The sequence below is a fragment of the Chitinophaga sp. genome (assembly GCF_036569185.1).
In the GTDB taxonomy this organism is placed as follows: domain Bacteria; phylum Bacteroidota; class Bacteroidia; order Chitinophagales; family Chitinophagaceae; genus Chitinophaga.
Window position 1 is genome coordinate 14,077 of the sequence record NZ_DATCRD010000323.1, and the last position, 23,513, is coordinate 37,589.

The window sequence follows — 23,513 nt, forward strand, 5'->3', positions numbered from 1 at the left end:
ATATATGCCCTTACCAACACATGATTCCCCCGACGACCTGTCGCAGGAAGAACTTGAGCAAAACCTGCAATCTTCCAGGTACCCCAGTACCAGTAATGTTCCGGGCAGTAGCTTAGAGCAACTGTTTAAAATACCCGAAAACCAACAGTATACCTACGCTACTTTTTCAGAAACATTTGAAAGATATAAGGTAAAGATTGACCTTTTCAAATGGCTGATCGGAACGGTAGGCCTTACCGTTATCACTTATATCATTAACTGGGGCTTCAGGGACCGGGAACAGGGAATTGCAGAACTGGAATCGTACAACAAATACGCTTCTGAAAGCGTGGTATACGCGGAGAACCCCAGGAACAGGTTATTGCTGGCGGAATTTTTCGCCAACGTAACGCCATCCAAAAAACTGAGAGATTGCTGGAAGGATTATCTTAAAGTGGTGAAAGTACAGGCCGATTCATTTGATGCCCGTTTAAAGAGAAGCCAGGAACTTGTAGCGGTACTGGCAAGGGATACAGCAAAGTCAACGCAAACAAAGCTCGAATACCTGGAAGCGAAAAGCGCAAAAGAAGAACTGGAGAGAATTGATAATATAAAACTGGCGGAAGATATAACGCCACCGGCCATAGGCTTTCAGAAAGTATCCGCTGCCAACCGTAATGAAGGCTTAGCCCGCAGCTACGAGATGACGGGATTCAAATCGCTGCTGTCAAAAGACCTGGGCAGCGCTATTAATAATTTTAAGATGAGTGAAAACTCCTACAACGGGTATCATATGGCCTATGATATTGCCAGGTATCTGCAAACAGTAAAAACGGGCGCGTCTGAAGATGATATCAACTGGAAGGATATTTACCAGGAACTACTCCGTAAATACAGCTGGAAGATGCCTGCAGATATTAAAAAGGAATTGTCTGCAGCAGAGAAATGAATATATAATTTATATTTCTTCAAAAGATATTTCATACACCGGTTTTTGTAGATTCGTGCTTTATACATGAAAAACCTGATGAAGAAAGTACTGTTTTTGCTATTACTGGTGCACCAGGGATGGGCGCAGCCGGCCACTCACACATCCAAACCCGTTGCCGACAGCCTGTCTGTTTACAACCCGCAGCTTAGTCCGCATGAAATGAAGCAGGACCTGCAGCTGTTCCTGGATATCCGTAAAAAGGCCAATTCCGGCCTGTATCGCTACCGCAGCCAGCAACAGATCGACAGCATTTACAAATGGGCCTTTGCAGAGGTACGCAAGCCTATGTCTGTCATCGACTTTTATAAGATCATTTTACAACTAACCGATTTTGAAGGAAGCTGCCATAACTATACAGAACCAGACGCCGGTCTTGTTGGCTACCTGAACCGGCAACGCGGTTTCTTCCCCTATGCCTTAAAATATATAGAGGGTAAGATCATCTTCAATAGTCCGTCAGCGCCCATTCCCGTGGGGTCAGAGGTGTTAGGCATCAATGGGGTTTCCCAAAAGGACCTGATGGCATCTTTTTACAAATACCTCACAGCAGATGGCTTTATACAAACACAAAAACTATCGAACAGCGTAAACGGAAGTTATGGGCTACGTTACCTGTATGAGTATGGCATTAAAGACAGTTTTGCCATTCGCTTCCTTCCTCCCGGCGCTACCCTGGCTCAAAGCGTGACGGTACCGGCGGTATCGCTGCAGGAGCAGAAAGCTAATTTTGCACGTCGTTACAGCGCACCGGTAGACAGCGTGATCGATTACAAGGTACAGCCCAAATACAGCTTCAGGATGCTGAATCCTTCCACCGGTTTATTAAACCTCCGGATATTTTCTATGGCGGCCGATGCAGACGACCCCGCCTTCGCAGTATATGTATCGTTTATTGATAGCGTGTTCCGGTTGCTCAGCCATAACAATGTTCCCAACCTGATCCTGGACATCCGCAGCAATCCCGGTGGCAGCGACCCTACTTTTGAGCAACCCATGATGTACCTTACAGATTCCAGCTTTAAGGAAAATACACTGGCCTACAGCATCTTTGATAACGGGATCCCGTATGAACAGTATTTCTGGGGCGTATCTACTGCAGTAAGGATGGATTCAGCCGCCAAAGAAGCAGGAAAAAAAATGCTGAAAGATTATTTCCCGGCATTGCGCAACGGCCGGAATTTACAGAACCCGCGTTATAACCCAGTGTATTCACCCAAGCAACCGGGATTTAAAGGAAAACTGTACCTGCTTATTGATGAAAATGTGGCTTCTGCCGCCTCCCACCTGGCTTCCCTGGTAAAAGCCTATGCCCGCAATGTTACCATTGTAGGAGTAGAAACTGTGGGAGGATATTATGGGCACAATGGCCATATGGCCGTCATCTACGAGCTCCCCCATTCAAAAATAAAAACGAAGTTCTCTATCGTTTATGTAGACCAGGACGCCCCTGTAAAACCGGATCAGCCGGAAGGCAGGGGCATTATCCCCGATCATACCGTATGGCCTACCTTCAACGATTTTATGCAGCAAAAGGATACTCAGATGGAATATGTGCTCCGGCTGATCGGTGGGTAACGCTCCTATAACTTGCTGAGAAACTCCATATACGGAGCTACACTGTTTTCAATCCATTCCTTTGAACTGTTTAGCTCAATACCATAATAAGCGTATAAAGACCTGTAATCGGCCCTGATATAATTGAATGTTAATTCAAACGGGGCCGTCAGTTCTTTTAGCGTATACTTATAAATTCCCCGGGAGGTATATCCCTCTTCATCTATCCCTGCTGAAATAACCAAACCTATTTTTTTATCTCCCATCTTATACCCACTTTTACTTCCATAAGCCCAGCCATAAGTAAGCACCTCATCAAACCACTTTTTCAACAGCGGCGGAGAGCTAAACCAATACAAGGGGAATTGGAATACAATTTTATCGTATTGCTCTATCAACCGCTGTTCTGCCGGCACATCAATTTTTTCATCGGGATAGATCTTATACAGCTGATGAATATGATATTTCTCCGGGTACCTGTTCAATTCCTCCACCCATCTTTTATTGATGACCGAGCTCTCCATATCGGGGTGGACAATAACTACCAATGTTTTCATATCTCCTTGTTTAAACTGAATGATGGCGCAAAAGTAAACGGCAAAACATTAATTTTGCCTACTGGCAACCCATTGTACGGTACTATAAAAAATGTAAGTATGGCAAGAATAAAGGAGTCTTCCACCAATTATGCGAACAAACAGGCTTTAGCGAATGAGTGCCCCGAGGTATATGCTTCCAATATCATTGGCGGCCAATGGGCGTTAGCGATCTGTTGCTACCTGGTAAACGGGAAGCAGCGGTTTGGCGAGCTGAAAAAATGTTTGCCCAACATCACTGAACGGATGCTCACCCTGCAACTGCGCAAGCTGGAGGAAAGCAAGGTGGTAAAACGGACGGTTTATGCAGAAGTACCTCTTCGTGTAGAATACGAGCTAACGCCGATCGGGTATGAATTAAAAACAATTATCCATGCGCTCGGAAAGTGGGGACAAAAGCATAAGGCGCTTTAATTTAATGGCGAACGGGCAAATACATGCATATCTTCTGCTTCATCAATAATAAATAATCGGTTATTATAAAGCTTCATATTGCTCAGCCATCCGGCTTTTGTATTTACCGGCTGCATCCAATCTATTTTAGCAGTATCCATGTTAAATGCATACAACGTTTTCCCATAGCCGGCAGCGATATACAGGTAACTATCCTGCTTTGCCAGCAAATAATAATCCGACGGCCGGAAGCCATGTGCCGCAAGCTCATTGGTGATGTCCACATCTTTCAGCAAGTCTCCCGTTTTACTGTCTATAACAGTAAATCTTCCCCGTAAGTCAGGCAGATGCAGATAAAAGATCCCATATATCTGATCGCCCAGAAATGTAGTGGCAGGAATCTGGCCTCGCTGTTGCCAGGCAATAGCGCCATTATCGGGATTGAAAGCGGTGACGAAATTATGCCAGTTTATAAATTTCGACCGTATGATCAGGAGATCATTTTTCTGGTAAAAATAACTTTGAGGAATCCCCCCTACTTCTTCCAGCAGGTCCTTGTTTTCCATGGTCCATTGCACCCCGTTATCTTCCAGGGAAAAACAGCTTAAATGGGGGAATAGCCGGTAATATTTACCATGGTGAACGGCAAAGGGAATACGCCCCACCTGGTACCGGCCCATAAACCGGAGCGTATGATCAAACTCCTGCAAAATGCCGTCGTGCGGAAGATAGATCTTCCGGCCATCTATCATGCTTCTGTATAAATAGAATTGCCCTTCCAGGATGCCGTGCTCCACTTCATTGCCTTTACGGAAATAGTGAACCGCACCGCCATTATCTTCCTGGAAGAGGAATAGCTCACCAAATATACAGGCAAACCAGGGCGCAATGCCTGATATTTTTATAGGTTCATTTTCCCGGTAGAAGAAGATGCCGTCGCCGGTACAGATAATCAGCTCGTCTTTGTAGAGGAAAGAGGATTTTATGTTTTTGAGTATATGGGAAGATGTGAACATGCATTACAAATGTTAAAGGTATATGGGTAGCTAAAGTCGTGAAGCCTGACCGCAAAAACATGGCCAGGAACAACCCCGCATAGCATATCTGCAATATATTACTTATTTTCACATCCTAAAAACTCCCGTAACCAATGAAATCGTATACACTCCCTTCATTTGTAGCTACCATATTATTGTTGTTTGCCTCCGTTAATTGTTTTGCGCAACAAACTGATAGTCTTAAACAGGCGCAGTTCTTAACCTTATTAAAGAAAGCCGCTGTTACACTGAGCAATGAAAAAGCAGATGAGAAAAAGCTAAAGAAAGCCGAAGCCACCATGAAGGCCGCGCAGGATATTTACTACAGGCGGCGCGACAGCCTCCAGCAAGCCGACGATAGCCCTCAGCAGGTATATAATGCAAATAATACTGACATAGGCGCCATTGTATTGACAGATCTTGCTGCAAAAGAAGATACCTCAAAGGAACACAGGAACTACCTGGATGCACTGCTAACACATAATACGCTTACCATCATTCATCTCATGGGAAAAGAAACCGACCAGGCTACCTGGCTCCAGCTGGCAAAGAAAATGAGTTATGAAGGAAAGGATTATGCACAATACCTGCAATCGTTCAGCAATAACACAAAGGACGCTTATATGAAGGTGATTAAAAAGTCCCTGCTCGATTTTGCAAAGGAAGAAGCAAAAAAAAGATCGGATTATTAATGTGGGGATGAGAAAATAATTTTCCCTCACTTTCCACCAGGTAAGTATGCGCCTTTTTAGAAAGGATCACTGTAACTTGTACAACAAGTAAAATCTTGTATCCATGTTAAACAGGAGATCCTTTCTGACGTATACCGGCAGTTTTACCAGCTTATTACTGTTCCCTGCATTTAATACGACCGCCGCAAACAACCAACCATTGCTAACGAAACCTTCATTAAAGAACTCTTATTGGTATATCGGTCATTTATTGTCGATCCTGCTCAGGTCAGCAGATACAAACGGACTTTTTTCACTGTTAAAAATGACTGAAATAAAAGGGTTGGAACCGCCGCCACATACCCATACGAGGGAAGATGAAACATTTCTGTTGCTTGACGGAGAAATAGAATTCTCCGTAAAAAACGAAACCTATCATGCCGTTGCCGGCGACACCATGTTTTTACCACGTAACATCCAACACTCCTTTAAAGTATTAACAGCGCGATCTGAAGTATTGATATTACTGACGCCCGGGGGATTTGAGCAATTCTTTATTGAGATGAGCGAACCTGCACCGGAACTGAAGCAAGCCCCGTTGCCCGCCGGGCCCCCGGATATAGCGCGCCTGGTAGCCACATCAGCAAAGTATGGGATAAAATTCCCTGAAAATAAAAAATCCTAAGCCTGAGGCTTACCGGCAAGAGAGGCCAGGTCTTCCATAACTTCAGCAGGAGTCATAAACATTTTCCCGTTTACTTTTTCATCCTGTAAATGATCATATCCCCAAATGATTATTTGCCGGATAATTGGAAGGAGACTATTGCCTGTAAGAGACAAACTATATTCGGTCCTGGGTGGAAACTCCCGGAACGTTTTTTTCTCTATCATACCTCTGCCGGTAAGAAACCGTAGCTCATTCATTAAAACCTTGTCGGTAACACCTGGCAGCGCGTGTTTCAGATCGCCGAACCGCATGGATTTCTCCCGCAGGTTCCAGAGAATACCGGTACGCCATTTTCCCGCCAGGAATTGCAGCGTGAACTGTACCGGACATCCTTTATACAATTGTGGTTCCATTTATCAGGCGGTTTACAGGGCAATAAATACGGTGGATGGAAGTCATGTGAAGTTAGGAAATGTAACGTACTTTTCTTCAAAATCCATTAAACACATTAATAATCAACCATTTAATATTTTCCTTGAAAAAACTTCCCTTTTCTTTGGGGGCTAGCCCTTTTTTTTGCATCATATATAACGATTGTGGCCACGTTTTCTGAAAACAATAAGATAATATTTGTAATTTTTAGTAGTGTAAACTTATTTTATCAGCCTTCCACTTTATGAATTCCACCAATGCAGGAATCTGGACAGACGAGCAACTGATTGAACTGATACAAAAGGATGACCAGCAGGCATTCGAATTGATCTATAACAGGTACTCTTCAAAACTTTATTTCTCTGCCTGGCACCTGTTACACGACACACAGGTTTGTGAAGATCTTGTGCAGGAACTTTTCATCCATTTATGGATAAAACGGCACCTGCTAAAGGTGGATACACTGCGCTCTTATTTGTACAAAGCCATGCGGAACAAGGTATTGATGTATCTCCGTTCAGGAAAAGCACAGCTTGATGTGGAAGCCTTACAAAAACTGGCCATGCAGCAGGGCCCGGATAGCCATCTGCTGGAGAAAGAAATGTATCGCGCCCTGGACCAGGGCATGGAACAATTGCCGGATAAATGCCGTCAGATATTTTACCTGAGCCGGAAGAAACAATTGTCTAACAAGGAGATTTCCGGTTTGTTGAATATTTCCATGAAAACAGTGGAAAACCAGATCACCATTGCTTTAAAGCGGCTTAGGATCTCGCTGGAGGAATTACTTACTATAACCATTCTATTGATGGCCTTTACGCTTACGTGACGGCGGTTAACAACAAGTACCATTTAAAAAGATTGCATTCATGAAAAAAACTGAACATACCAGGTGGTATAATATTTTCCTGCGCAAAAGAAAAGCAAAAGAAGAGGAAGAAACGCTGGTTTCCCGGTATTATCAAAAACTGGAAAAGGAAGACCTCCTTCCTCAACACGAAACTGGATTCAACAGGAAAAAAGTATATGGCCGGGTTATCAGCGGTATTGACGAAATGTACGCCTCCCGGAAAAATATAAAAAGGCGCTGGCTGGCAGCAGCCACCATACTTGTTTGCATTGCTATACCTGCAGTCATATTCCAACATCGCATTGCCATGCTGGGAAATATCATTGCACCGGTAACACAACTTGAAAAATCTACCCGAAATGGCGAAGTAGCCACTGTCCTGTTGGCAGATGGTAGCAAGATATGGTTAAACTCCGGCAGTAAATTAAGCTATCCTGATAAATTCCGCGGGAATACCCGGGAAGTTACACTCAGCGGTGAGGCCTATTTTGAAATAGCTAAAAATCCATCCAGCACATTTATTATTCATACCGATGCGCTGACCACCCAGGTACTGGGCACAAGCTTCAACATAAACGCCTATAATGGCAGCAGCAATGTGGTGATAGCAGTATTGTCCGGCAAAATAAGGATTGCTGCCGGCAATGGGCTTTCATCCGGTCAGGCTGCCGAATATCTTGAGCGTAACCAGCAAATTGTGTACAACAGATCTCAACAACAACTTACCAGGCATGATAACATAGATGCAGCCACCACGGCTGCATGGAAAGACGGGAAAATGATATACAGGCAAACCCTGCTTACGGAGGTAACTGCCGCCCTTCAACGTAAATTCAATATAGCCATTACCGTTGATGATAACCTGTCTGGCTGCTCTATTTCCTGCGATTTCAGCAATGAGCCTGTTGGCAGGATTATGAATGTGCTGGCTGAATTGGTGAATGGAGAGGTGATCAGGAATGGTAACAACTATCATATAAAAGGTAGTGGATGCTGACGATGGAACCGGACTAACATTCTTTTCCTATAAATATTTATTAAACATCTATCCCCGCTGCCGCTGATAACGCCGGCACGGAGAAGCTTTGCCTAAAATTTCACAATATGAAAAAATTAATTCCCGTTAGTGTATTACTATTTCTGGCAATTTGCTCCTGTAAAAAGGACGCGGTTCCGGGCCTGCCTCCCAACTCGCCTGGTGCAAAAACGTATATCAGTATCACCGATAGCCCATTCGGAGCCGATACTACCAATACAGATAATAGAACACAGATACAGGCAGCGCTTAACCAGGGTGGAAGCATTTATTTTCCGCCCGGTACCTACAAGGTATCCGGCAGGCTATACATAAGTTCGAACACTTCTGTATTTGGTCCCGGCACCCTGCGGCTGGACACGGTATCCAACGCTCCTCTCCTGGCAATAAACGGCAAAAACAATATACAAATAGAACAACTAACGCTCGACGGGAACGCATCCTTTACCACCTCGGGGAAAAAAGATACCATCGGGCTGATTGATATCCACTATGGTACCGACATTACGCTAAACAATATAACCATCCGGAACACCTATGATTTTGCCATCGAATCGGACCATACCACCCGGCTTAAAGTAAGTGATTCCAGGATTGTTGATTTTGGCAGAAGAGGTATCAACAGCGTGTTCTCCTACGATGCAAAATTAACAGGTAACCTGTTCGATGGGCAGGTGACGCACACGCAGAAGGGAATACACGGTATCCAGTTCTGGGGGGATAACGGCTCCTGGCATGATTCCAGGAATCACGTAGTTTCTGCTAATGTAGTAAGAAATGTAGCCCAGGGCGGTATATGGGCCAATGGTGTAGATAATGCTGCATTTTCTGATAATGTGATCAGTAATTGCGGAGATGTGGGTATAGATATGGAAGCCGCCAACTATATCACTATTACCGGTAACCAGATAAAGAACTGTAATAACGGCGGTATCACCACCTTCTACGGTTGCAGGAATATTACAATATCCGGTAACCAGGTAAGACAGGATTCAGGCTACGGCGCCGCCATTTATCTGCACGGGCCCAATGCTTCTGCTACGCTGAATATAACCGGCAACGATATTTACACCAAATTTTCCAATGGTATATACAGCGATCAGGCGATGATATCCAACACTTCCATCTCCTCCAATACCATTGTAAGTGAGGGGAAACCTGGTATCAGGTTACTGGCAGCCAGCAAAATGACCATCTCCGACAACCGTATTACCGTAGGAGTCGCCGATTTGCTTTCTGTCAGGATCGGCATTGCCATTGAAGGAGGCAGTAACTGCCTGCTGAATGCCAATACCATCACCTCGCTGTACGACACCGCCGCTTTCAGCCCCTGGTCGGCAGACAGGGGCGGCATACATCTTTATTGGGTTAGCAATACTTATAATTGTCAGAAAAACACTGTCACCAATAATGTGATCAGTGGCTTTAAGTTGTCGGTAAATGACAACTGCTGGGGCGATGCATCCAGCTATAACTACATAGGAAACAACCGGCTGCAGAGTGTATACCGCCGTAACAATGCAGCCTGGCAAGGGAAGATCGAGAACAATTACCATATAGACAATCCTAATTCACTGATCACTCCTGTAGCTTATTGAAACAACAGAGAAATATTTATTAAACTGCTCACAGATACAGATAATGAATAAATTTATAAAAAGATGCCTGCTGGCCTGCTGCCTGTGCATCATAACGGTGAAGACTACACTGGCGCAGGATATGCTCAGCAAAAAAATAACGCTCAGCTTTACCAATGCCAGCCTGGATAAAGCCTTGCAGGATATCACCGCTATTACAGGGCTAAAGTTTGCTTACCCGGATAACCTGCTGGATAAAGCTGCCCGTGTGAGTAAAAGTTTCCGGAATGAAAAGTTGTCCGACATACTTAATAAGCTGCTGCCGGACAACCTTTCGTATAAACTGATAGACAATACTATTGTTTTGAAGAATGCGCCTCTTAAAAAAACACAGGCGCCACAGGTACAAACACCCGCCATAAACATACAGGGTACGGTAACAGACGACCAGGGCAACCTGATACCAGGAGCTACTGTCCGCATAAAGAATACCAGCCAGGTAGCCATCACCAACGCGCAGGGTTATTTCAGGTTTAACGGCATCAACAGCAATGCCGTACTACTCGCAGGATACCTCGGCTACACTACCCGTGAAATACCAATAGAAGAACAAACGCAAATTAACATAGTACTTACACAGAACAATGCAAGGCTCAATGAAGTGGTAGTTGTAGGATACGGTACACAACAAAAAGTAAATCTCACAGGTTCCGTTGCTGTTCTAAAGGGAGAAGAGATCGCCACCAGGCAGGTAGGGCAAACCAGCGCTGCTTTGCAGGGCATGGCGCCGGGGGTGACCGTTAAGCAACAAGGCGGGCAACCTGGTAAAGACGGCGGAAGCCTGCGGATCAGGGGGGTTGGTACCATCAGTGGCTCCGGTAACGGCGGAGCCGATCCGTTAATACTTGTAGACGGCGTGGTGGCTGATATGAACAATATTGATCCCAACGAAATTGCCAGTATATCTATATTAAAAGATGCCTCAAGTGCAGCTATTTACGGCTCCAGGGCAGCCAACGGCGTAATACTCATTACTACAAAAAGGGCCGGGGATAAGAAGTCGGGCGTATCCTATAATACCTATGTAGGATGGCAGCAACCTACCAATAAACCGAAAATAGTGAATGCCATTGATCACATGACATTGCTCAATGAAGCCTATACCAATATAGGCCTTACCCCCCTTTATCCGCAGGCCGGCATTGATGAGTACAAGGAAAAAATGAGCACTGATCCTGATCATTATCCCAATACCGACTGGCAGAAAACCCTGTTCACAACAAATGGTTTTATGCAGCACCACAGCATTTCTGTTACTGCCGCAGGCGAAAAAGCCAAAATGCTGGCAATTCTCAGCTACCAGGACCAGCAAGGAATTATTCCCAATACAAATTTTAAAAGATATAACCTGCGCATTAATTCCGATGCAAGGATCAATGACAGGTTTTCTACAACCATGGACGTTTTCCTGCGCCGTACTGATCTATCCGAGCCTGCCGCCGGTACAGGCAACATTTTCTACTGGATATACCGCATGCCGGCCACCCAACCAGCACGTTATTCCAATGGCTTATACGGGGAAGGCTGGAATGGCGATAATCCATTGGCAAAGGCTTTGGATGGAGGGCTCAGCACTTCCCAGGATATCAGCGCTATTGTAAACCTCGGGCTGAAATACAAACCCGCACAATGGCTTACGGCTGAAATCTATTACTCTCCCAAATATTACGAGCCACATACAAAATCGTTTGTGAATACGATACAAACTTACCGGCCGGATTATACACCCGGTTATAAGTTCAACCCTACGAATTCACTGACCGAAGGTTACAGCCGTGACTGGAATAATAATCTGCGCGCGCTGCTTACCTTTAACCACCAGTTCAAGGGCGGGCATGAACTAACCGTTCTCGGCGGATACCAGCAGGAAGATGATAACAATACTTATATCTCCGCTTTCCGGGACTCCTTCGCTTTACCGCAATACCAGCAACTCAGTTCCGGCAGCAATAACATCGACCAGAAAGCCAGCGGCACTACTACAGAATGGGCTTTGCGCTCCTTCTTTGGTCGCATTAACTATAATTACAAACAACGATATTTACTGGAGATAAACGGCCGTTACGACGGTTCCAGCCGCTTTGCACCGGAAAACCACTATGCTTTTTTCCCTTCATTCTCGGCCGGGTGGCGTATTTCAGAAGAGCCCTTTCTTAAAAACCGCCTGCGGTTTCTTGATAACCTGAAACTAAGAGGCTCATGGGGCAGGCTGGGCAACCAGAACATTAACGGCTTATATGGATACTCCACTTATATCGCATTAGGAGCCACTAATTACATCTTCAACGGGCAGGTATCCAACGGAGCGGCACTGCTGGACATGGCCAACAGGAATATACAATGGGAAACCACCGAAGAGACGGATGCAGGCATGGATATTACCTTATGGCAGAAGCTGAATATTACCGCGGAATATTACCGCCGTCGTACCACAGGCATACTACTGCAGCTGAATATTCCCGGTACTGTAGGTCTTAATAGCCCCTACCAGAATGCCGGCGTGGTAGAAAACAACGGTTGGGACTTTAGCGCCACTTACAATGATCATATTGGCCAGCTTGGCTACGCTATTACCCTCAATGCCGCTGATGTAAAAAATAAGGTAGTGGATATGAAAGGAATACTCCAGACAGGTCTTACCGTAAACCGGGTAGGCTATCCGCTATACTCCATCTATGGATATGAGGCAGAAGGCTTCTTCCAGTCGAAGGATGAGGTGAACAACCATGCAAAACAGTTTGGGAATGTGGCTCCAGGTGATATAAAGTACAAAGATGAAAATGGAGATGGCGTAGTTGATTCCAAAGATCAAAAAGTGATCGGCTCTACCATACCCCGTTACACATATAGCCTTAACCTTGCGCTGAAATGGAAAGGCTTCGATCTGTCTGTGTTCGGCCAGGGCGTGGGCAAAGCAAATGGCTATCTTTATAATCAGGCCATCTTTCCCTTTTATACCGGCGGTACCATACAGGAGCAGCATAAAGACAGGTGGACTCCGGATCATACCAATGCAAAATTTCCCCGGCTGGCATTTAATGAAACAAACAACATACAAAATTCAACATTCTGGATGAAGAATGCCGCTTATCTCCGCATAAAAAATCTACAGGTAGGATATACGTTACCAGAAGCAACCCTGAAAGCCCTCAAACTGCAGAAAGTAAGGGTATATGCCAGTGGCCAGAACCTGTTCACCTTCGATAATTTCTGGCAGGGGTATGACGTAGAAGCACCCGTGAGTGATGGCAGCTGGTATGCCCAGGTAAAAACATTCAGTATAGGCGTTGACGTTAATTTCTAAACAAAGCTCATGAAAAAAGAAAAAAATAAAAGCATAAAAATATTACTACCGGTATTTTCCATTGTTACTATCCTTTATGGATGTAGCAACTACCTGGATAAAGTACCACTCGATAAGCCTTCCGATGCAACTTTTCTGACCAATGAAACAGAATTAAGTATGGCGGTAACCGGCTGCTATAATGAATTATGGCTGGATCCCACCGGTGAGAGCGTACCTTTTCCGTTATTGCTGGATTGCTTAACTGATCTTGAATGGGACAGGAATGCCGGTCAGCTCACGATGCTGGGAAAAGGGCTAGCCACCAATGATAATTCAATTCCTTCCCTGTTCTGGAATGAACTTTATAAAGGCATTGGACGCTGTAACTTTATTTTTTCCAAAGTTAATCAATTGCAGCCTGTAGTGCCGGCAGACAAGCTCGCTGTTTACCTCGCGGAAACAAGGTTTCTCAGGGCCTACTATTATTCCTACCTGAATGAACTGTATAATGGCGTTCCCCTGATCACTACCCCACTTACACTTGAACAATCGCAAACTCCCCGGAGCTCCAAAGAAGCGGTTACCGATTTTATCCTGGCAGAACTTGACAGTGCTGCGGTATATCTTCCTGATAAGGCAACTCCCGGGCGTGTTACAAAGGGAGCAGCGCTCGCTATTGCATCAAGGGTTGCGTTATATAACGGGCGTTGGCAGGTAGCTGCAGACAGGGCAAAAAAAATAATGGATCAGAAAATTTATAGCTTACACCCTGATTTCGGCGCCCTGTTCACTTACGCAGGAAAAAACTCCGGTGAAATCATCTTCACAATACAATACCTGAAAGGTAAGAAAGCGCAAAAGATCCCCTGGTTGTTTTTCTCACGCATGGCAATGGGATCTTCCAATAAAATACCCGTTGAATCGCTGGTCGACTCCTACGAATGCACGGATGGATTATCTATTGATCAATCGCCTTTATACGACCCGGCCCATCCGTTCAATAACCGGGACCCCAGGTTAAATTATACGGTAGTATTGCCGCAAACCAACTTCATGGGCTATATTTTTGAAACGCATAAAGACAGTACCACTACCTGGAATTACAATACAACGCCGCCCAGCCGTATTGCCAACACCGATGCCACGAATGCCTATGCCAGCTTCTCAGGTTTTATCTGGCGTAAGTATACGGATCCGGCAGACAAAGCAGATGTAAATAACAGTGATCTGCCGTTTATACTTGCCCGTTATGCCGAGGTATTACTGAACTATGCAGAAGCCAAAACAGAGCTTAACCAGCAGGATAATACCGTTTACGATGCCATCAATGCAGTACGGGGCCGTGCTGGTGTTAACATGCCATTAATTGCCAGCGGCAAAACGCAAACAGAACTGAGAGCCGTTATACGTAGGGAAAGGAAATATGAACTGGCTGCAGAAGGACTACGCTTATTTGATATAAGGCGATGGAAGCTGGCAGAACAGGTGATGAACGGGCCATTGTACGGGCGCATACCCAAAGGCTATCTCTCAAATGCCCCTGTTATAGACGAATTTGCCACTCCGCATTATGATAACGTCAGTAATAAAAGCCAGATGCGGGTTATAGAAACAAGACAGTTCAGAAAAGACAGGGATTACGTGTGGCCTATTCCCCGCCTGGAGCTGGAAACAAACAAAGCGCTGGTACAAAATCCCAATTACTGAATCTGTGGGTACCAGGTTACCGGTCTGCTACCCTATAGCCTATGGCTTCATTCGCATGAAACCATAGGCTATAAGTTGTTGTCACTGCCTGCTGCACCAATCCAACAGGGCCGGATACAGCTCATCAATTTTTTTGCGGGGCTGTGCTTTACGTAGCCTCACCAGGCAGTCTGTAAACTCCTGCATCTTTATAAATCCCCGCTGTTTGCTCATCACCCCGTTCACATCTGCATAAATTTCTTTCAGGGTAGCGGGATCATTCTTATACACGTCTTCACAATACAACACAAAAACCCCGAACGTCATATACTCATTGAATACCTTTACCGGGTTAGGATAATACGCAGTGCCTTCCATAGTGGTATCCACCCACTTGCTCCTGTTCTTCAGCGCTTCATTGATCCTCTTTTCAGATTGATCGCTTGGCTTCCGTACATAGTTGTGGTCTATTTCCGTAAACATGCCCCGGGTATTAAATGCCTCGGTATATTTTGCAGACCATGCATCATTGCGGGTGATAGGCGGCAATACCATCTGTATCAGCTCAAAACCGTTTTTCTTAAACGACAGTGTGTAATTAAGCCCATTGATCAGAGGAGAACAAAGGATCTGGTAACTATTGATGTGGGTATTAAAATTAGCTTCCAGCCATTTCCATTGTTTATCGAGGTTGGCATTTTTTTTATAATCGGAAACAATGCCCTGGTAATAAGGGACGTGCGCCGCGTAGAACGCACGGAAACCCGATTTTTTTGCAAATTCTTCAATGCTTGTTTTGTACGTGGTAATGGGATTTACCTTGATTTTGGTACCGGCTACTTCATCGGCGGGCAGCAGGAAAATATTATTGGGTACCAGTTGGTCTTTCTCAAAATTATACGCAATGGCATTCCCGGTTAAAAATACGTAATGCAGGGGGCTTTCCCGGAGCAGGGAATCGAAGGTAGCGATCACCGGCTCCTTTTCGTACGCCGCAAATTGTTTCAGTACATCCTGGTAATAAGGCCCCTGTAACTGCACCATATCGTCATTTCCCAGGCCCGTTTGGGTGATGGCCACCATGATATGAATCAGTTCCTTTACTTCGTTGATCTCGATCTTTGACTTTTTGTTGTTCTCTTTTTTAAAAGCGGCGGAAAAATTTACATCGCCGTCCTGTGCAAATAAAAAAGCAGGGATCATCGCCATCAGGATGGCTAAAATTGTTGTTTTCATATGGGTTGTGTCTGTTCGATTTTATACAGTCTTTGGTTGGTAATACAGGATACATCAGGTAAACGGGATACCGGCAATTTGCCGGGTTAAACTACAATACCAGGCCAGCCAAACATGGTCCGGCAACCGGGGCAACAAAATACAAACAAATCCGAAAAAAACAGACAGACAACACTAAAAATAAAGTGTAAACATGAAAAGATAGCATAGCCAATGTATCGCAATATATGCGCGGGCGCAGCAATGGCTTTCTTCATAAAATCCCTGTGCAGATTCAATAGTTTCAGGCAGGAATTTCTTTTGGGGAATACCCAAAATGTTTTTTGAAGGCAAAGGAAAAATGCGAAAGATCTTCAAAACCAACATCCAGGTAAACATCCGACGGTCTTTTTTTCTTTTCAAAGATGAGATAATGCGCCAGTTCCAGCCTTTTCATTGTTAACCATCTGCCGGGTGTATTTTTAAAGATGATCTTGAAATCCTTTTTAAAGGTTGTCAGACTTCTTCCTGTCAGGTAACTGAACTTCTCAAGCGAAAGATTAAACATGTAATGCTGCTCCATAAAACCCGCTAAGTCCAGTTTCCCAGGCTCTTCAAAATGCCCGAGCAGCCCGTCTGCGTCCGGGTCAATGGCGCGGAGTACCCGGATCGCTTCTTCTACCTTAAAGGCTGCTATATCTTCAGGCAAAGCATCTGCCAGTTCGAAATAGGGTAATAATGAATTGAACAGGCTTTTCAATAATGGGTGCTCGTCGAGCTGCTTCGGCTGATGAATATGCTGCGCCGGCTGCCTGGCCTGGTTGAAGGCATAATAATGCTGCAACCGTTCCCTGCGAAAAAGCAAAGAAATGACAACACAGGGTTGCCCATTGAAAGGCAACTTACACATCCTGCCAAGCTGATTACGCGGCAGCAGTACCGTATCGCCCGAAAAAAAGCGATAGTTATGTTCCGCAGTGGTAATTTTCATTTCACCGGAAATAACGCGTACAAGTGCCGGTTGCGGAAGGATCAGCTCCCGGCTGTAGTGCGCTTCTTTCTTACATGCAATAAATACTTCGGCTATCTGCATCGGCATAAAATTACAATTTTTCATCCAACAGTTGCAGGCGGACCAGGCTTTCTGCTGTGGCCAGCACCGCCTTTTCCGTGGATCGGGGCGACCAGCCCAACTGGTTGATGGCTTTAGCGCTGGTGGCATTCATCACCTGGCCCAGCAAAGGGATCATCGATTTAACCATTGGGTCTTTCAGGGCGGCGACACGCATCAGGATGTTGGGCAGCTCTTTCACGCTGACCTTAGCGGCGGCCTGGCCCAGGTGTTCTTTTAATATCCTGGCAACTCCTATCAACCATATACTTTCCCCTGCAGTAGCAATAAAACGCTGACCTTTTGCCGCAGGATGCGTCATGGCAAGCAAATGCAGATCAGCTACATCCCGGACATCCACAAAACACGAGTTGATCTTTGGACAGCCCGGCATTTTGCCTGTCAGTAAATTTTTTATGAGATGAATGGAGTGCGAATAATCCGCCCCCAATACCGGCCCCAGCACCGCTACCGGGTTAACGGCGGAAAGTTCCAAACCTCTGCCTTCTCTTTTGATAAAATCCCAGGCAGCCATTTCGGCCAATGTCTTTGACTTCTGGTAGGCGGGTGCTTTACCGGCAACATTGGTCCAACTCGTTTCGTCGTAGGGAGCCGTCTGGGCAGGGTGACCATAAACAATCGCGCCAATGGCGGATGTAAGTACCACCCGTTTTACACCTGCATCCCTGGACGCCCTCAGCACCCGGAGCACCCCTTCACGCGCAGGGATGATCATTTCGTCTTCGTGTTTGTAATTCACGATGGGAGTGGGTGAAGCAACATGCAGCACATAGGAGCAACCGCGTACCGCCTCGTCCCAGTTCGCATCAGAAGACAAATCAGCCCTGGTAAAAGTTAAACGGTTGCCAGCCTCTATCCCCCCTTCTTTAAGCATGGCTCTTACTTCATCCTCCCGTGCAAGGGAGCGTAATGTTGCCCTCACAGAATAACCTGCATTCAACAACTTAAGCATACAGTGGACAGCGATAAATCCGGCTCCGCCAGTCACGAGCACCAATTTTTCAGTATTTGAATTTGTATTCATCTTTTTGCTATTTGATGAAACAAAATTCGTAACAAAGAAAACAGGTCGTTTTGTTTAAAGGGCGTTATTTACTTTGTTTAAAAGTCGGGCTGGAAAATCTGATTTATTCTATTTAAAGTATCCTGATGTCCATTAGTCATTTGGTATATGCTAAACATGAAAACAAAGAAAGTACATCTCAGGATAGGAAAATATCTGGATAAGAAAAGATATCCGGAAGCATGGGCCATTTGTAACCATGGAGAACCTACCGGAAAAGAGGGAGAAAATACTGAACCCGCTCCTTCATTAAGATGTGACCAATTTATATGGCATCAAGCAGGCAATACTGCGCAAATAGACTGCGCCTGTCCTTAATACCTTCATGAAGTTAACCTTAAACATTAGCTCATGATAGTAGAAAAGAAAATCTCCGAACTTAGAAGCTCTGCAAATCAGAATGCAGATAACACCTACTTCTCAACAGACCGGCTACAGGAAGGAATGTGGAGAATTGACCCCGCAGATACCACCAGTGCAGATAATACAGGAACCGTATTGGTCAATACAAGCGGACAACGTTTTAAAAGAATTGTGGATTCCGTTGTCAATGTACAATGGTTCGGTGCCAACGGACTTGGTACCCAGGACGATTACACCGCATTACAGAATGCTATAAATGCCGCAAGCGCCGTTTATATTCCCGCAGGAAATTATATAATATCAAAACCTCTGCGAATTCAATCGGGTAAAACCATCATTGGTGAAAACAACCAGAAATCTATGATTACCAAAACCACCAATAATACATTGGGAGGTTCAGTGCCGGATTTGGATGTAGATGCAATAATGGTTATCGATCCGGCTGGCACCGGTTATGCTGTCGGGGTAAAAATACAGGATTTAAAGTTGCTTACTACAGCTGCTCTTCCCTGTGAATACGGTATTTATTTTCCGAGAACACAGTTCACTCACCTGGAAAATGTGGAAGTGTGGAAATGCAAATATGGCATCTTCACCCAAAACACCTTCCAGAGCCGCTTTATAGCTATACTATGTACTCACGTTGATTATGGGTTCACCTGGCAGCCCGTTTCCGAAACCAGTATCTCTGGCACCTCTTGTACGTTTGAAAGATGTTGGGCTCTGGAAGTAAAAAGGCGTGGATACAATCTAACCGGACTACAATATTCCAATCTGCTGAATTGTGCCGCCGATCACTTAGGGGAAGACGAAAGTGATACCGGAGAAAGCTCCAGCTATTATTTTGAACGATGCATAGGGATTGCCCTGAGCGCCTGTGGAACAGAAGATCTTAAGGGCAGGGTGCTGGCCATCATTAATTCCAGAAGAATCACGTGCGAAAGCATGAATGCGGGCATGTCTACCCATGGGAAAACGTTCGCAGATACAGATATGGCCATGCTTACTATAAAAAACAGCAGAAGTGTCACCATTATCGCCAGTGAATTTTATGCTACCGACCCAACAGGTACACTAAAAGACTACTATATCGACAACTCTTCTGTCCAACTCCATACCACCACCTATACATCTTATGCTTCAAGGGGTGGAAACTATATCAACAACTCCATTGTAACGGACTATGGATTTAATACGGAAGGTCAGCTACAAAGTTTTGCCAATAAAGTATACAGAATGGACAAGACGGTGGTTACAAGGCGGGTTGAATTAAATGAAACAAATTTCTGGTTACCTGAAAAATTCATCCATTTACCCGATAACGCGGTTTTAAAAGAAATCAGGGTGTATATTAAGCAAAGCCTGAATAAAACCGGGCATTTTGATATAAAATACTATGGATCCTCGCAGGGCGACTACTATTTCAGGACGGCCGACAAAGTTTGGATAGCCGATGATTTTGTAAAAGTAAATCCTGTTTTAAGCAGATCCGTTAAGCCTGCAGGCTTAACCGGGGACTGGGCAATACATGCTGAACCGCAGCCAGGCTATACTTTTTATGGCGGGCTTGTTTTAATAGTAGAAGCAGACTATTTCCTGAACTCATACTAAACATCCTTAATGTAGCATAGCGCATTGTTTCTGATCGGATCCAAATCCAGGGATCCGGCCTGAAACAGCGCGCTATGTTAATTTCTAAAAAAAACGTCCTCCGCCAGAATTTCGCACTTAACCTTCTCCTGTAACATTTTCTGCCCCAATCTGCAACAACCGGCCCCCCTGTTTAAAAAAACATCTCAATAGTTTTATAGTGTTCAACCTGAAGAAAGATTCCCGTTATGAAAATAAAACTGCTACCACTAAACTGCAGGGGGCCCTCGTGTATAATGTCATATTGTCAGACCCTCCTTCTTACATCCAAACAAATGTTTGGCCGCTTCGTTTTAGCATTTTCACACCAGCACATAGATCAAAATTAGCCCGGTAACATCCATAAATGAAAACAAAATTCTGTCTGTGCTAAACAAAGCATTATGGGAGCAAACAGCTATGGCCCTACGTAACATATATGAGCATCTGATTGGAAGAAACAATTACCACGTTATTATTCTTCTACAACCTAAATACAACAATGGCATTGTGTCTGAATTGACGAATACATAACCTGAAAACCCAACGAAAAACCGCTTGCTGGCTGAAGTGCATAACCACCACCAGCCCACCTGGCCTTGCTTTATCCGGACTCAATTACTTCATTAACTTAAACAACTCAAACCCGTATGAAAACAAAACTACTGGCACCATTTAATCAAAAGTCTCCCGGACTTCCAATGTCCTTTAACGTATGCTCCCAGGTCTGGCAAAAGATACCTGCCTTTTCCTGTTTACTTCTTCTTATTATTATATTTCAGGGCTATAAAACGATGGCCCAAAGCGGCTATACCTGGAAGAACGCCCCCATTGGCGGGGGCGGATTTGTGACAGGGATCGTTACCCACAAAACCTCCGGCGACAGGTACTGCCGCACGGATGTGGGCGGAGCCTACCGCTGGGATGCCGCGAACAATAAATGGATCCAGCTGCTCGACTGGATCAACGAATCTGAAAATGGATTTATAGGCGTGGAAGCCCTGGCACTGGACCCGCAGAATGCCAATAATGTTTATATGCTCTGCGGAACCTCCTATATCAATAACGGGAGAACGGCCATATTGAAATCCACCGACAAGGGGAATACTTTCACCTATACGGATGTTACAGCTAAATTTAAAGCGCATGGAAACGGAAACGGGCGCGGAAACGGGGAACGCCTTGCAGTAGATCCCAAAAACAGTAACATATTATTCTGCGGCACCCGGGCCAACGGACTATGGAAAAGTACGGATGCCGGCGTTACCTGGAACCTCGCCTGGAACGGCGTAACTACTACGCCCAATGAGAATGGGATATGTTTTGTACTTTTTGATCCCTCCAGCAACGTAGTAGGCGGGGCCACTCAAACCATCTACCTCGGCGTTTCCCGCACCGGAAGCGCAAATATTTATAAGAGCACAGACGGAGGAGCCTCCTTCACGCCTATTTCCGCCACCACCAGCTTTATGCCACACCGCGCAGCGCTGCAGGGAACTACCATGTATGTTACCTATGCGGATAATGCAGGTCCGCAATCCACTAATGGCGACGGGAAGTTATATAAGCTCAACACGGCTACCGGCGCATGGACAAACGTTACCCCTGTTCATTGGAAGGATTATTCCTACGGAGGCGTAAGTATAGACCCCACAAATGTTAACCGGGTAATCGTTGCTACCTGTGGTATGTATTGGAACAATCAATTTGGCACCGGCTGGGGCGACTTTGTTTTCCTCACTACTGATGGCGGATCTACCTGGACGCTTAAAAACGGTACAAACGCCACCTATGATAGTAACGGTATGGGATGGACTGTAGGCGGCGGGGTGAACTGGATGGACTGTATCGAGTTTGACCAGTCTAATCTCTCAAAAGTACGGGTAATCGGCGGCGGCGGCGTATACACCTGCTCCGATATTACCGCCACCAATCCTTCATGGAAATACGATGTGATCGGGCTTGAAGAAACCGCGTTCCTCGACGGGATAAGCATTCCCGGTGGACCGTTCATTTCTTCCTTTGGAGATGTGACCGGCTTTGTGCATGAACCGCTGACTTCTTATCCACAAAAAAAGCTTACTCCTTCAGATGGAAACAACCAGAGCATTGCCTATGCTGCAGGTAACACCAACAAAGTAGTAAGAGCTTCTAACGGGGGAAATGTTGTTTACTACTCGAACGACAAAGGCGCTAACTGGACGGGAGTCTCCACCAATATGGGTTCACAGGGAAGAGTGGCCGTGAGCGCCGACGGAGGAACGATACTGCATTGTCCCGGCGGTTCCACCACTACTTACTATACAACCAACAACGGCGGCAGCTGGTCTGCCTGCTCTGGCGTATCCCTTGGAGACGCTGCCCCGGTAGCCGACCAGGTAAATGCAAACTACTTCTATATCTTCAACCCTACCAACGGGCAAATGCTGAGAAGCTCCAATAAAGGCGTCAGTTTTTCAGTGGCAGGCACGCCGGGCGCATCCACCGCGAATTATCCATGGGAATCCGTCCTGATCCGCACAGCCCCAGGGCTTGAAGGACATGTGTGGGTACCTCTTGGCGGTAATGGATTGAAATATTCCACCAACTACGGAGCAGCCTATACGAATGTTTCAAATGTTACTTACTGTAAAGCGATAGGAATAGGAAAGGCAATGTCCGGCGCAAGTTATCCTACTGTTTTCATCTGGGGAACTGTATCCGGCGTCACAGGCCTTTTCAGGTCAACAGACCAGGGAGCCAGCTGGACCAGGATAAACGACAATGCCCACCAGTTTGCAGGCGCACCATTGCTGATCGGCGACATGAACGTTGCCGGAAGGGTATATATGAGCGCCGGCGGAGGAAGGGGTGTGATCTATTGGGAGCCCTCCTCCGGCTGCACGCCTACTGCCATTACCCCGTACATACAGGTTAATGGCGGAACCTGGCAGCAAACAGCCAGTGCTACTTTAGCCGCAGGCGGCACCCTGCAGTTAGGCCCTCAGCCTACGCAGGGAGGATCCTGGAGCTGGACCGGGCCCAATAATTTTAGTGCTGCCACCCGTGAAGTATATATTTCAAATATCCAGGCCAGCCAGGCAGGGAACTATGTGGCCACCTACACCAATAGCAGTGGATGCCAGAGCACACAAACCTTTAACATTGCCGTGACCGGCTCCATCCTGCGGGAATCCTGGACAGGCATCAGCGGAGCTACTATCAGCAGCCTGACCTCCAATAGCAATTATCCCAACAACCCTACAGGCAGGGACCAGCTCAGCAGCCTGGAAGGCCCCACTAACTGGGCGGAGAAC

18 protein-coding genes are annotated in these 23,513 nt (G+C 45.6%); 12 read left to right on the forward strand and 6 right to left on the reverse strand.

Annotated elements, in window-relative coordinates; translation table 11 throughout:
- Positions 1–4 precede the first annotated feature (4 nt).
- Positions 5–928: a hypothetical protein gene (locus tag VIM72_RS24725; protein ID WP_332005500.1), complete on the forward strand. Its 924-nt coding sequence runs from the start codon at positions 5–7 to the stop codon at positions 926–928.
- Positions 929–1,006: 78 nt separating this feature from the next.
- A complete protein-coding gene (locus VIM72_RS24730) occupies positions 1,007–2,545 on the forward strand; it encodes a S41 family peptidase (protein ID WP_332005501.1) in 1,539 nt (512 codons plus the stop codon).
- A gap of 5 nt (positions 2,546–2,550) precedes the next feature.
- Here VIM72_RS24730 and VIM72_RS24735 read toward each other — a convergent pair whose 3' ends face one another.
- On the reverse strand, positions 2,551–3,081 hold the full coding sequence (locus tag VIM72_RS24735; RefSeq protein ID WP_332005502.1) for an NAD(P)H-dependent oxidoreductase: 531 nt from the start codon (positions 3,079–3,081) through the stop codon (positions 2,551–2,553).
- A 99-nt stretch (positions 3,082–3,180) separates the two neighbouring features.
- Between VIM72_RS24735 and VIM72_RS24740 the strand changes: the two genes are divergently transcribed.
- On the forward strand, positions 3,181–3,534 hold the full coding sequence (locus VIM72_RS24740; protein ID WP_332005503.1) for a helix-turn-helix domain-containing protein: 354 nt from the start codon (positions 3,181–3,183) through the stop codon (positions 3,532–3,534).
- Here the strand turns inward: VIM72_RS24740 and VIM72_RS24745 are convergent.
- The gene (locus VIM72_RS24745; protein WP_332005504.1) at positions 3,531–4,529 is read right to left on the reverse strand and encodes a hypothetical protein; all 999 of its coding nucleotides are present in this window, start codon (positions 4,527–4,529) and stop codon (positions 3,531–3,533) included. The genes VIM72_RS24740 and VIM72_RS24745 overlap by 4 nt on opposite strands.
- A gap of 134 nt (positions 4,530–4,663) precedes the next feature.
- On the opposite strand from VIM72_RS24745, the gene VIM72_RS24750 reads away from it, so the two are divergent.
- Complete coding sequence (locus tag VIM72_RS24750; protein WP_332005505.1) at positions 4,664–5,242, forward strand: hypothetical protein; 579 nt, start codon at positions 4,664–4,666, stop codon at positions 5,240–5,242.
- Positions 5,243–5,345: 103 nt separating this feature from the next.
- The gene (locus VIM72_RS24755) at positions 5,346–5,906 is read left to right on the forward strand and encodes a cupin domain-containing protein (RefSeq protein ID WP_332005506.1); all 561 of its coding nucleotides are present in this window, start codon (positions 5,346–5,348) and stop codon (positions 5,904–5,906) included.
- On the opposite strand, the gene VIM72_RS24760 is transcribed toward VIM72_RS24755, so the two are convergent.
- A complete protein-coding gene (locus tag VIM72_RS24760; RefSeq protein ID WP_332005507.1) occupies positions 5,903–6,301 on the reverse strand; it encodes a helix-turn-helix domain-containing protein in 399 nt (132 codons plus the stop codon). The two genes, VIM72_RS24755 and VIM72_RS24760, sit on opposite strands and share 4 nt — an antisense overlap.
- A 263-nt stretch (positions 6,302–6,564) precedes the next feature.
- Here VIM72_RS24760 and VIM72_RS24765 point away from each other — a divergent pair, with 263 nt between their 5' ends.
- From VIM72_RS24765 to VIM72_RS24785, 5 genes are all read left to right on the forward strand, one after another.
- Entirely contained in the window at positions 6,565–7,149 is a 585-nt protein-coding gene (locus VIM72_RS24765) for an RNA polymerase sigma-70 factor (RefSeq protein WP_332005508.1), read from the forward strand.
- A gap of 40 nt (positions 7,150–7,189) precedes the next feature.
- Positions 7,190–8,167, forward strand: coding sequence for a FecR family protein (locus VIM72_RS24770; RefSeq protein ID WP_332005509.1), 978 nt, complete (start codon positions 7,190–7,192; stop codon positions 8,165–8,167).
- Between the two features lie 107 nt (positions 8,168–8,274).
- On the forward strand, positions 8,275–9,804 hold the full coding sequence (locus VIM72_RS24775; RefSeq protein WP_332005510.1) for a right-handed parallel beta-helix repeat-containing protein: 1,530 nt from the start codon (positions 8,275–8,277) through the stop codon (positions 9,802–9,804).
- Between the two features lie 43 nt (positions 9,805–9,847).
- Positions 9,848–13,147, forward strand: coding sequence for a TonB-dependent receptor (locus VIM72_RS24780; protein ID WP_332005511.1), 3,300 nt, complete (start codon positions 9,848–9,850; stop codon positions 13,145–13,147).
- A 9-nt stretch (positions 13,148–13,156) separates the two neighbouring features.
- A complete protein-coding gene (locus VIM72_RS24785; RefSeq protein WP_332005512.1) occupies positions 13,157–14,836 on the forward strand; it encodes a RagB/SusD family nutrient uptake outer membrane protein in 1,680 nt (559 codons plus the stop codon).
- 81 nt (positions 14,837–14,917) lie between these two features.
- Here VIM72_RS24785 and VIM72_RS24790 read toward each other — a convergent pair whose 3' ends face one another.
- From VIM72_RS24790 to VIM72_RS24800, 3 genes are all read right to left on the reverse strand, one after another.
- On the reverse strand, positions 14,918–16,051 hold the full coding sequence (locus VIM72_RS24790) for a DUF4932 domain-containing protein (protein ID WP_332005513.1): 1,134 nt from the start codon (positions 16,049–16,051) through the stop codon (positions 14,918–14,920).
- Between the two features lie 283 nt (positions 16,052–16,334).
- Positions 16,335–17,129 (reverse strand): AraC family transcriptional regulator, encoded by a 795-nt coding sequence (locus VIM72_RS24795; RefSeq protein ID WP_332005514.1) that lies wholly within the window; start codon positions 17,127–17,129, stop codon positions 16,335–16,337.
- Between the two features lie 4 nt (positions 17,130–17,133).
- Positions 17,134–18,186, reverse strand: a complete 1,053-nt coding sequence (locus VIM72_RS24800; protein WP_332005515.1) for an aldehyde reductase — start codon at positions 18,184–18,186, stop codon at positions 17,134–17,136.
- Between the two features lie 390 nt (positions 18,187–18,576).
- Here VIM72_RS24800 and VIM72_RS24805 point away from each other — a divergent pair, with 390 nt between their 5' ends.
- Together VIM72_RS24805 and VIM72_RS24810 are read left to right on the forward strand one after the other, a co-directional pair.
- Complete coding sequence (locus VIM72_RS24805; RefSeq protein WP_332005516.1) at positions 18,577–20,199, forward strand: glycosyl hydrolase family 28-related protein; 1,623 nt, start codon at positions 18,577–18,579, stop codon at positions 20,197–20,199.
- 668 nt (positions 20,200–20,867) lie between these two features.
- Positions 20,868–23,513 (forward strand): hypothetical protein (locus VIM72_RS24810; protein ID WP_332005517.1); only part of this gene is annotated, 2,646 nt, incomplete at its 3' end.

What these genes read in the sequence shown, in the direction of transcription:
- VIM72_RS24725 (WP_332005500.1), top strand. Translation starts at nt 5, where the DNA reads ATGCCCTTACCAACACATGATTCCCCCGACGACCTGTCGCAGGAAGAA.
- VIM72_RS24730 (WP_332005501.1), top strand. Translation starts at nt 1,007, where the DNA reads ATGAAGAAAGTACTGTTTTTGCTATTACTGGTGCACCAGGGATGGGCG.
- VIM72_RS24735 (WP_332005502.1), bottom strand. Translation starts at nt 3,081, where the DNA reads ATGAAAACATTGGTAGTTATTGTCCACCCCGATATGGAGAGCTCGGTC.
- VIM72_RS24740 (WP_332005503.1), top strand. Translation starts at nt 3,181, where the DNA reads ATGGCAAGAATAAAGGAGTCTTCCACCAATTATGCGAACAAACAGGCT.
- VIM72_RS24745 (WP_332005504.1), bottom strand. Translation starts at nt 4,529, where the DNA reads ATGTTCACATCTTCCCATATACTCAAAAACATAAAATCCTCTTTCCTC.
- VIM72_RS24750 (WP_332005505.1), top strand. Translation starts at nt 4,664, where the DNA reads ATGAAATCGTATACACTCCCTTCATTTGTAGCTACCATATTATTGTTG.
- VIM72_RS24755 (WP_332005506.1), top strand. Translation starts at nt 5,346, where the DNA reads ATGTTAAACAGGAGATCCTTTCTGACGTATACCGGCAGTTTTACCAGC.
- VIM72_RS24760 (WP_332005507.1), bottom strand. Translation starts at nt 6,301, where the DNA reads ATGGAACCACAATTGTATAAAGGATGTCCGGTACAGTTCACGCTGCAA.
- VIM72_RS24765 (WP_332005508.1), top strand. Translation starts at nt 6,565, where the DNA reads ATGAATTCCACCAATGCAGGAATCTGGACAGACGAGCAACTGATTGAA.
- VIM72_RS24770 (WP_332005509.1), top strand. Translation starts at nt 7,190, where the DNA reads ATGAAAAAAACTGAACATACCAGGTGGTATAATATTTTCCTGCGCAAA.
- VIM72_RS24775 (WP_332005510.1), top strand. Translation starts at nt 8,275, where the DNA reads ATGAAAAAATTAATTCCCGTTAGTGTATTACTATTTCTGGCAATTTGC.
- VIM72_RS24780 (WP_332005511.1), top strand. Translation starts at nt 9,848, where the DNA reads ATGAATAAATTTATAAAAAGATGCCTGCTGGCCTGCTGCCTGTGCATC.
- VIM72_RS24785 (WP_332005512.1), top strand. Translation starts at nt 13,157, where the DNA reads ATGAAAAAAGAAAAAAATAAAAGCATAAAAATATTACTACCGGTATTT.
- VIM72_RS24790 (WP_332005513.1), bottom strand. Translation starts at nt 16,051, where the DNA reads ATGAAAACAACAATTTTAGCCATCCTGATGGCGATGATCCCTGCTTTT.
- VIM72_RS24795 (WP_332005514.1), bottom strand. Translation starts at nt 17,129, where the DNA reads ATGCCGATGCAGATAGCCGAAGTATTTATTGCATGTAAGAAAGAAGCG.
- VIM72_RS24800 (WP_332005515.1), bottom strand. Translation starts at nt 18,186, where the DNA reads ATGAATACAAATTCAAATACTGAAAAATTGGTGCTCGTGACTGGCGGA.
- VIM72_RS24805 (WP_332005516.1), top strand. Translation starts at nt 18,577, where the DNA reads ATGATAGTAGAAAAGAAAATCTCCGAACTTAGAAGCTCTGCAAATCAG.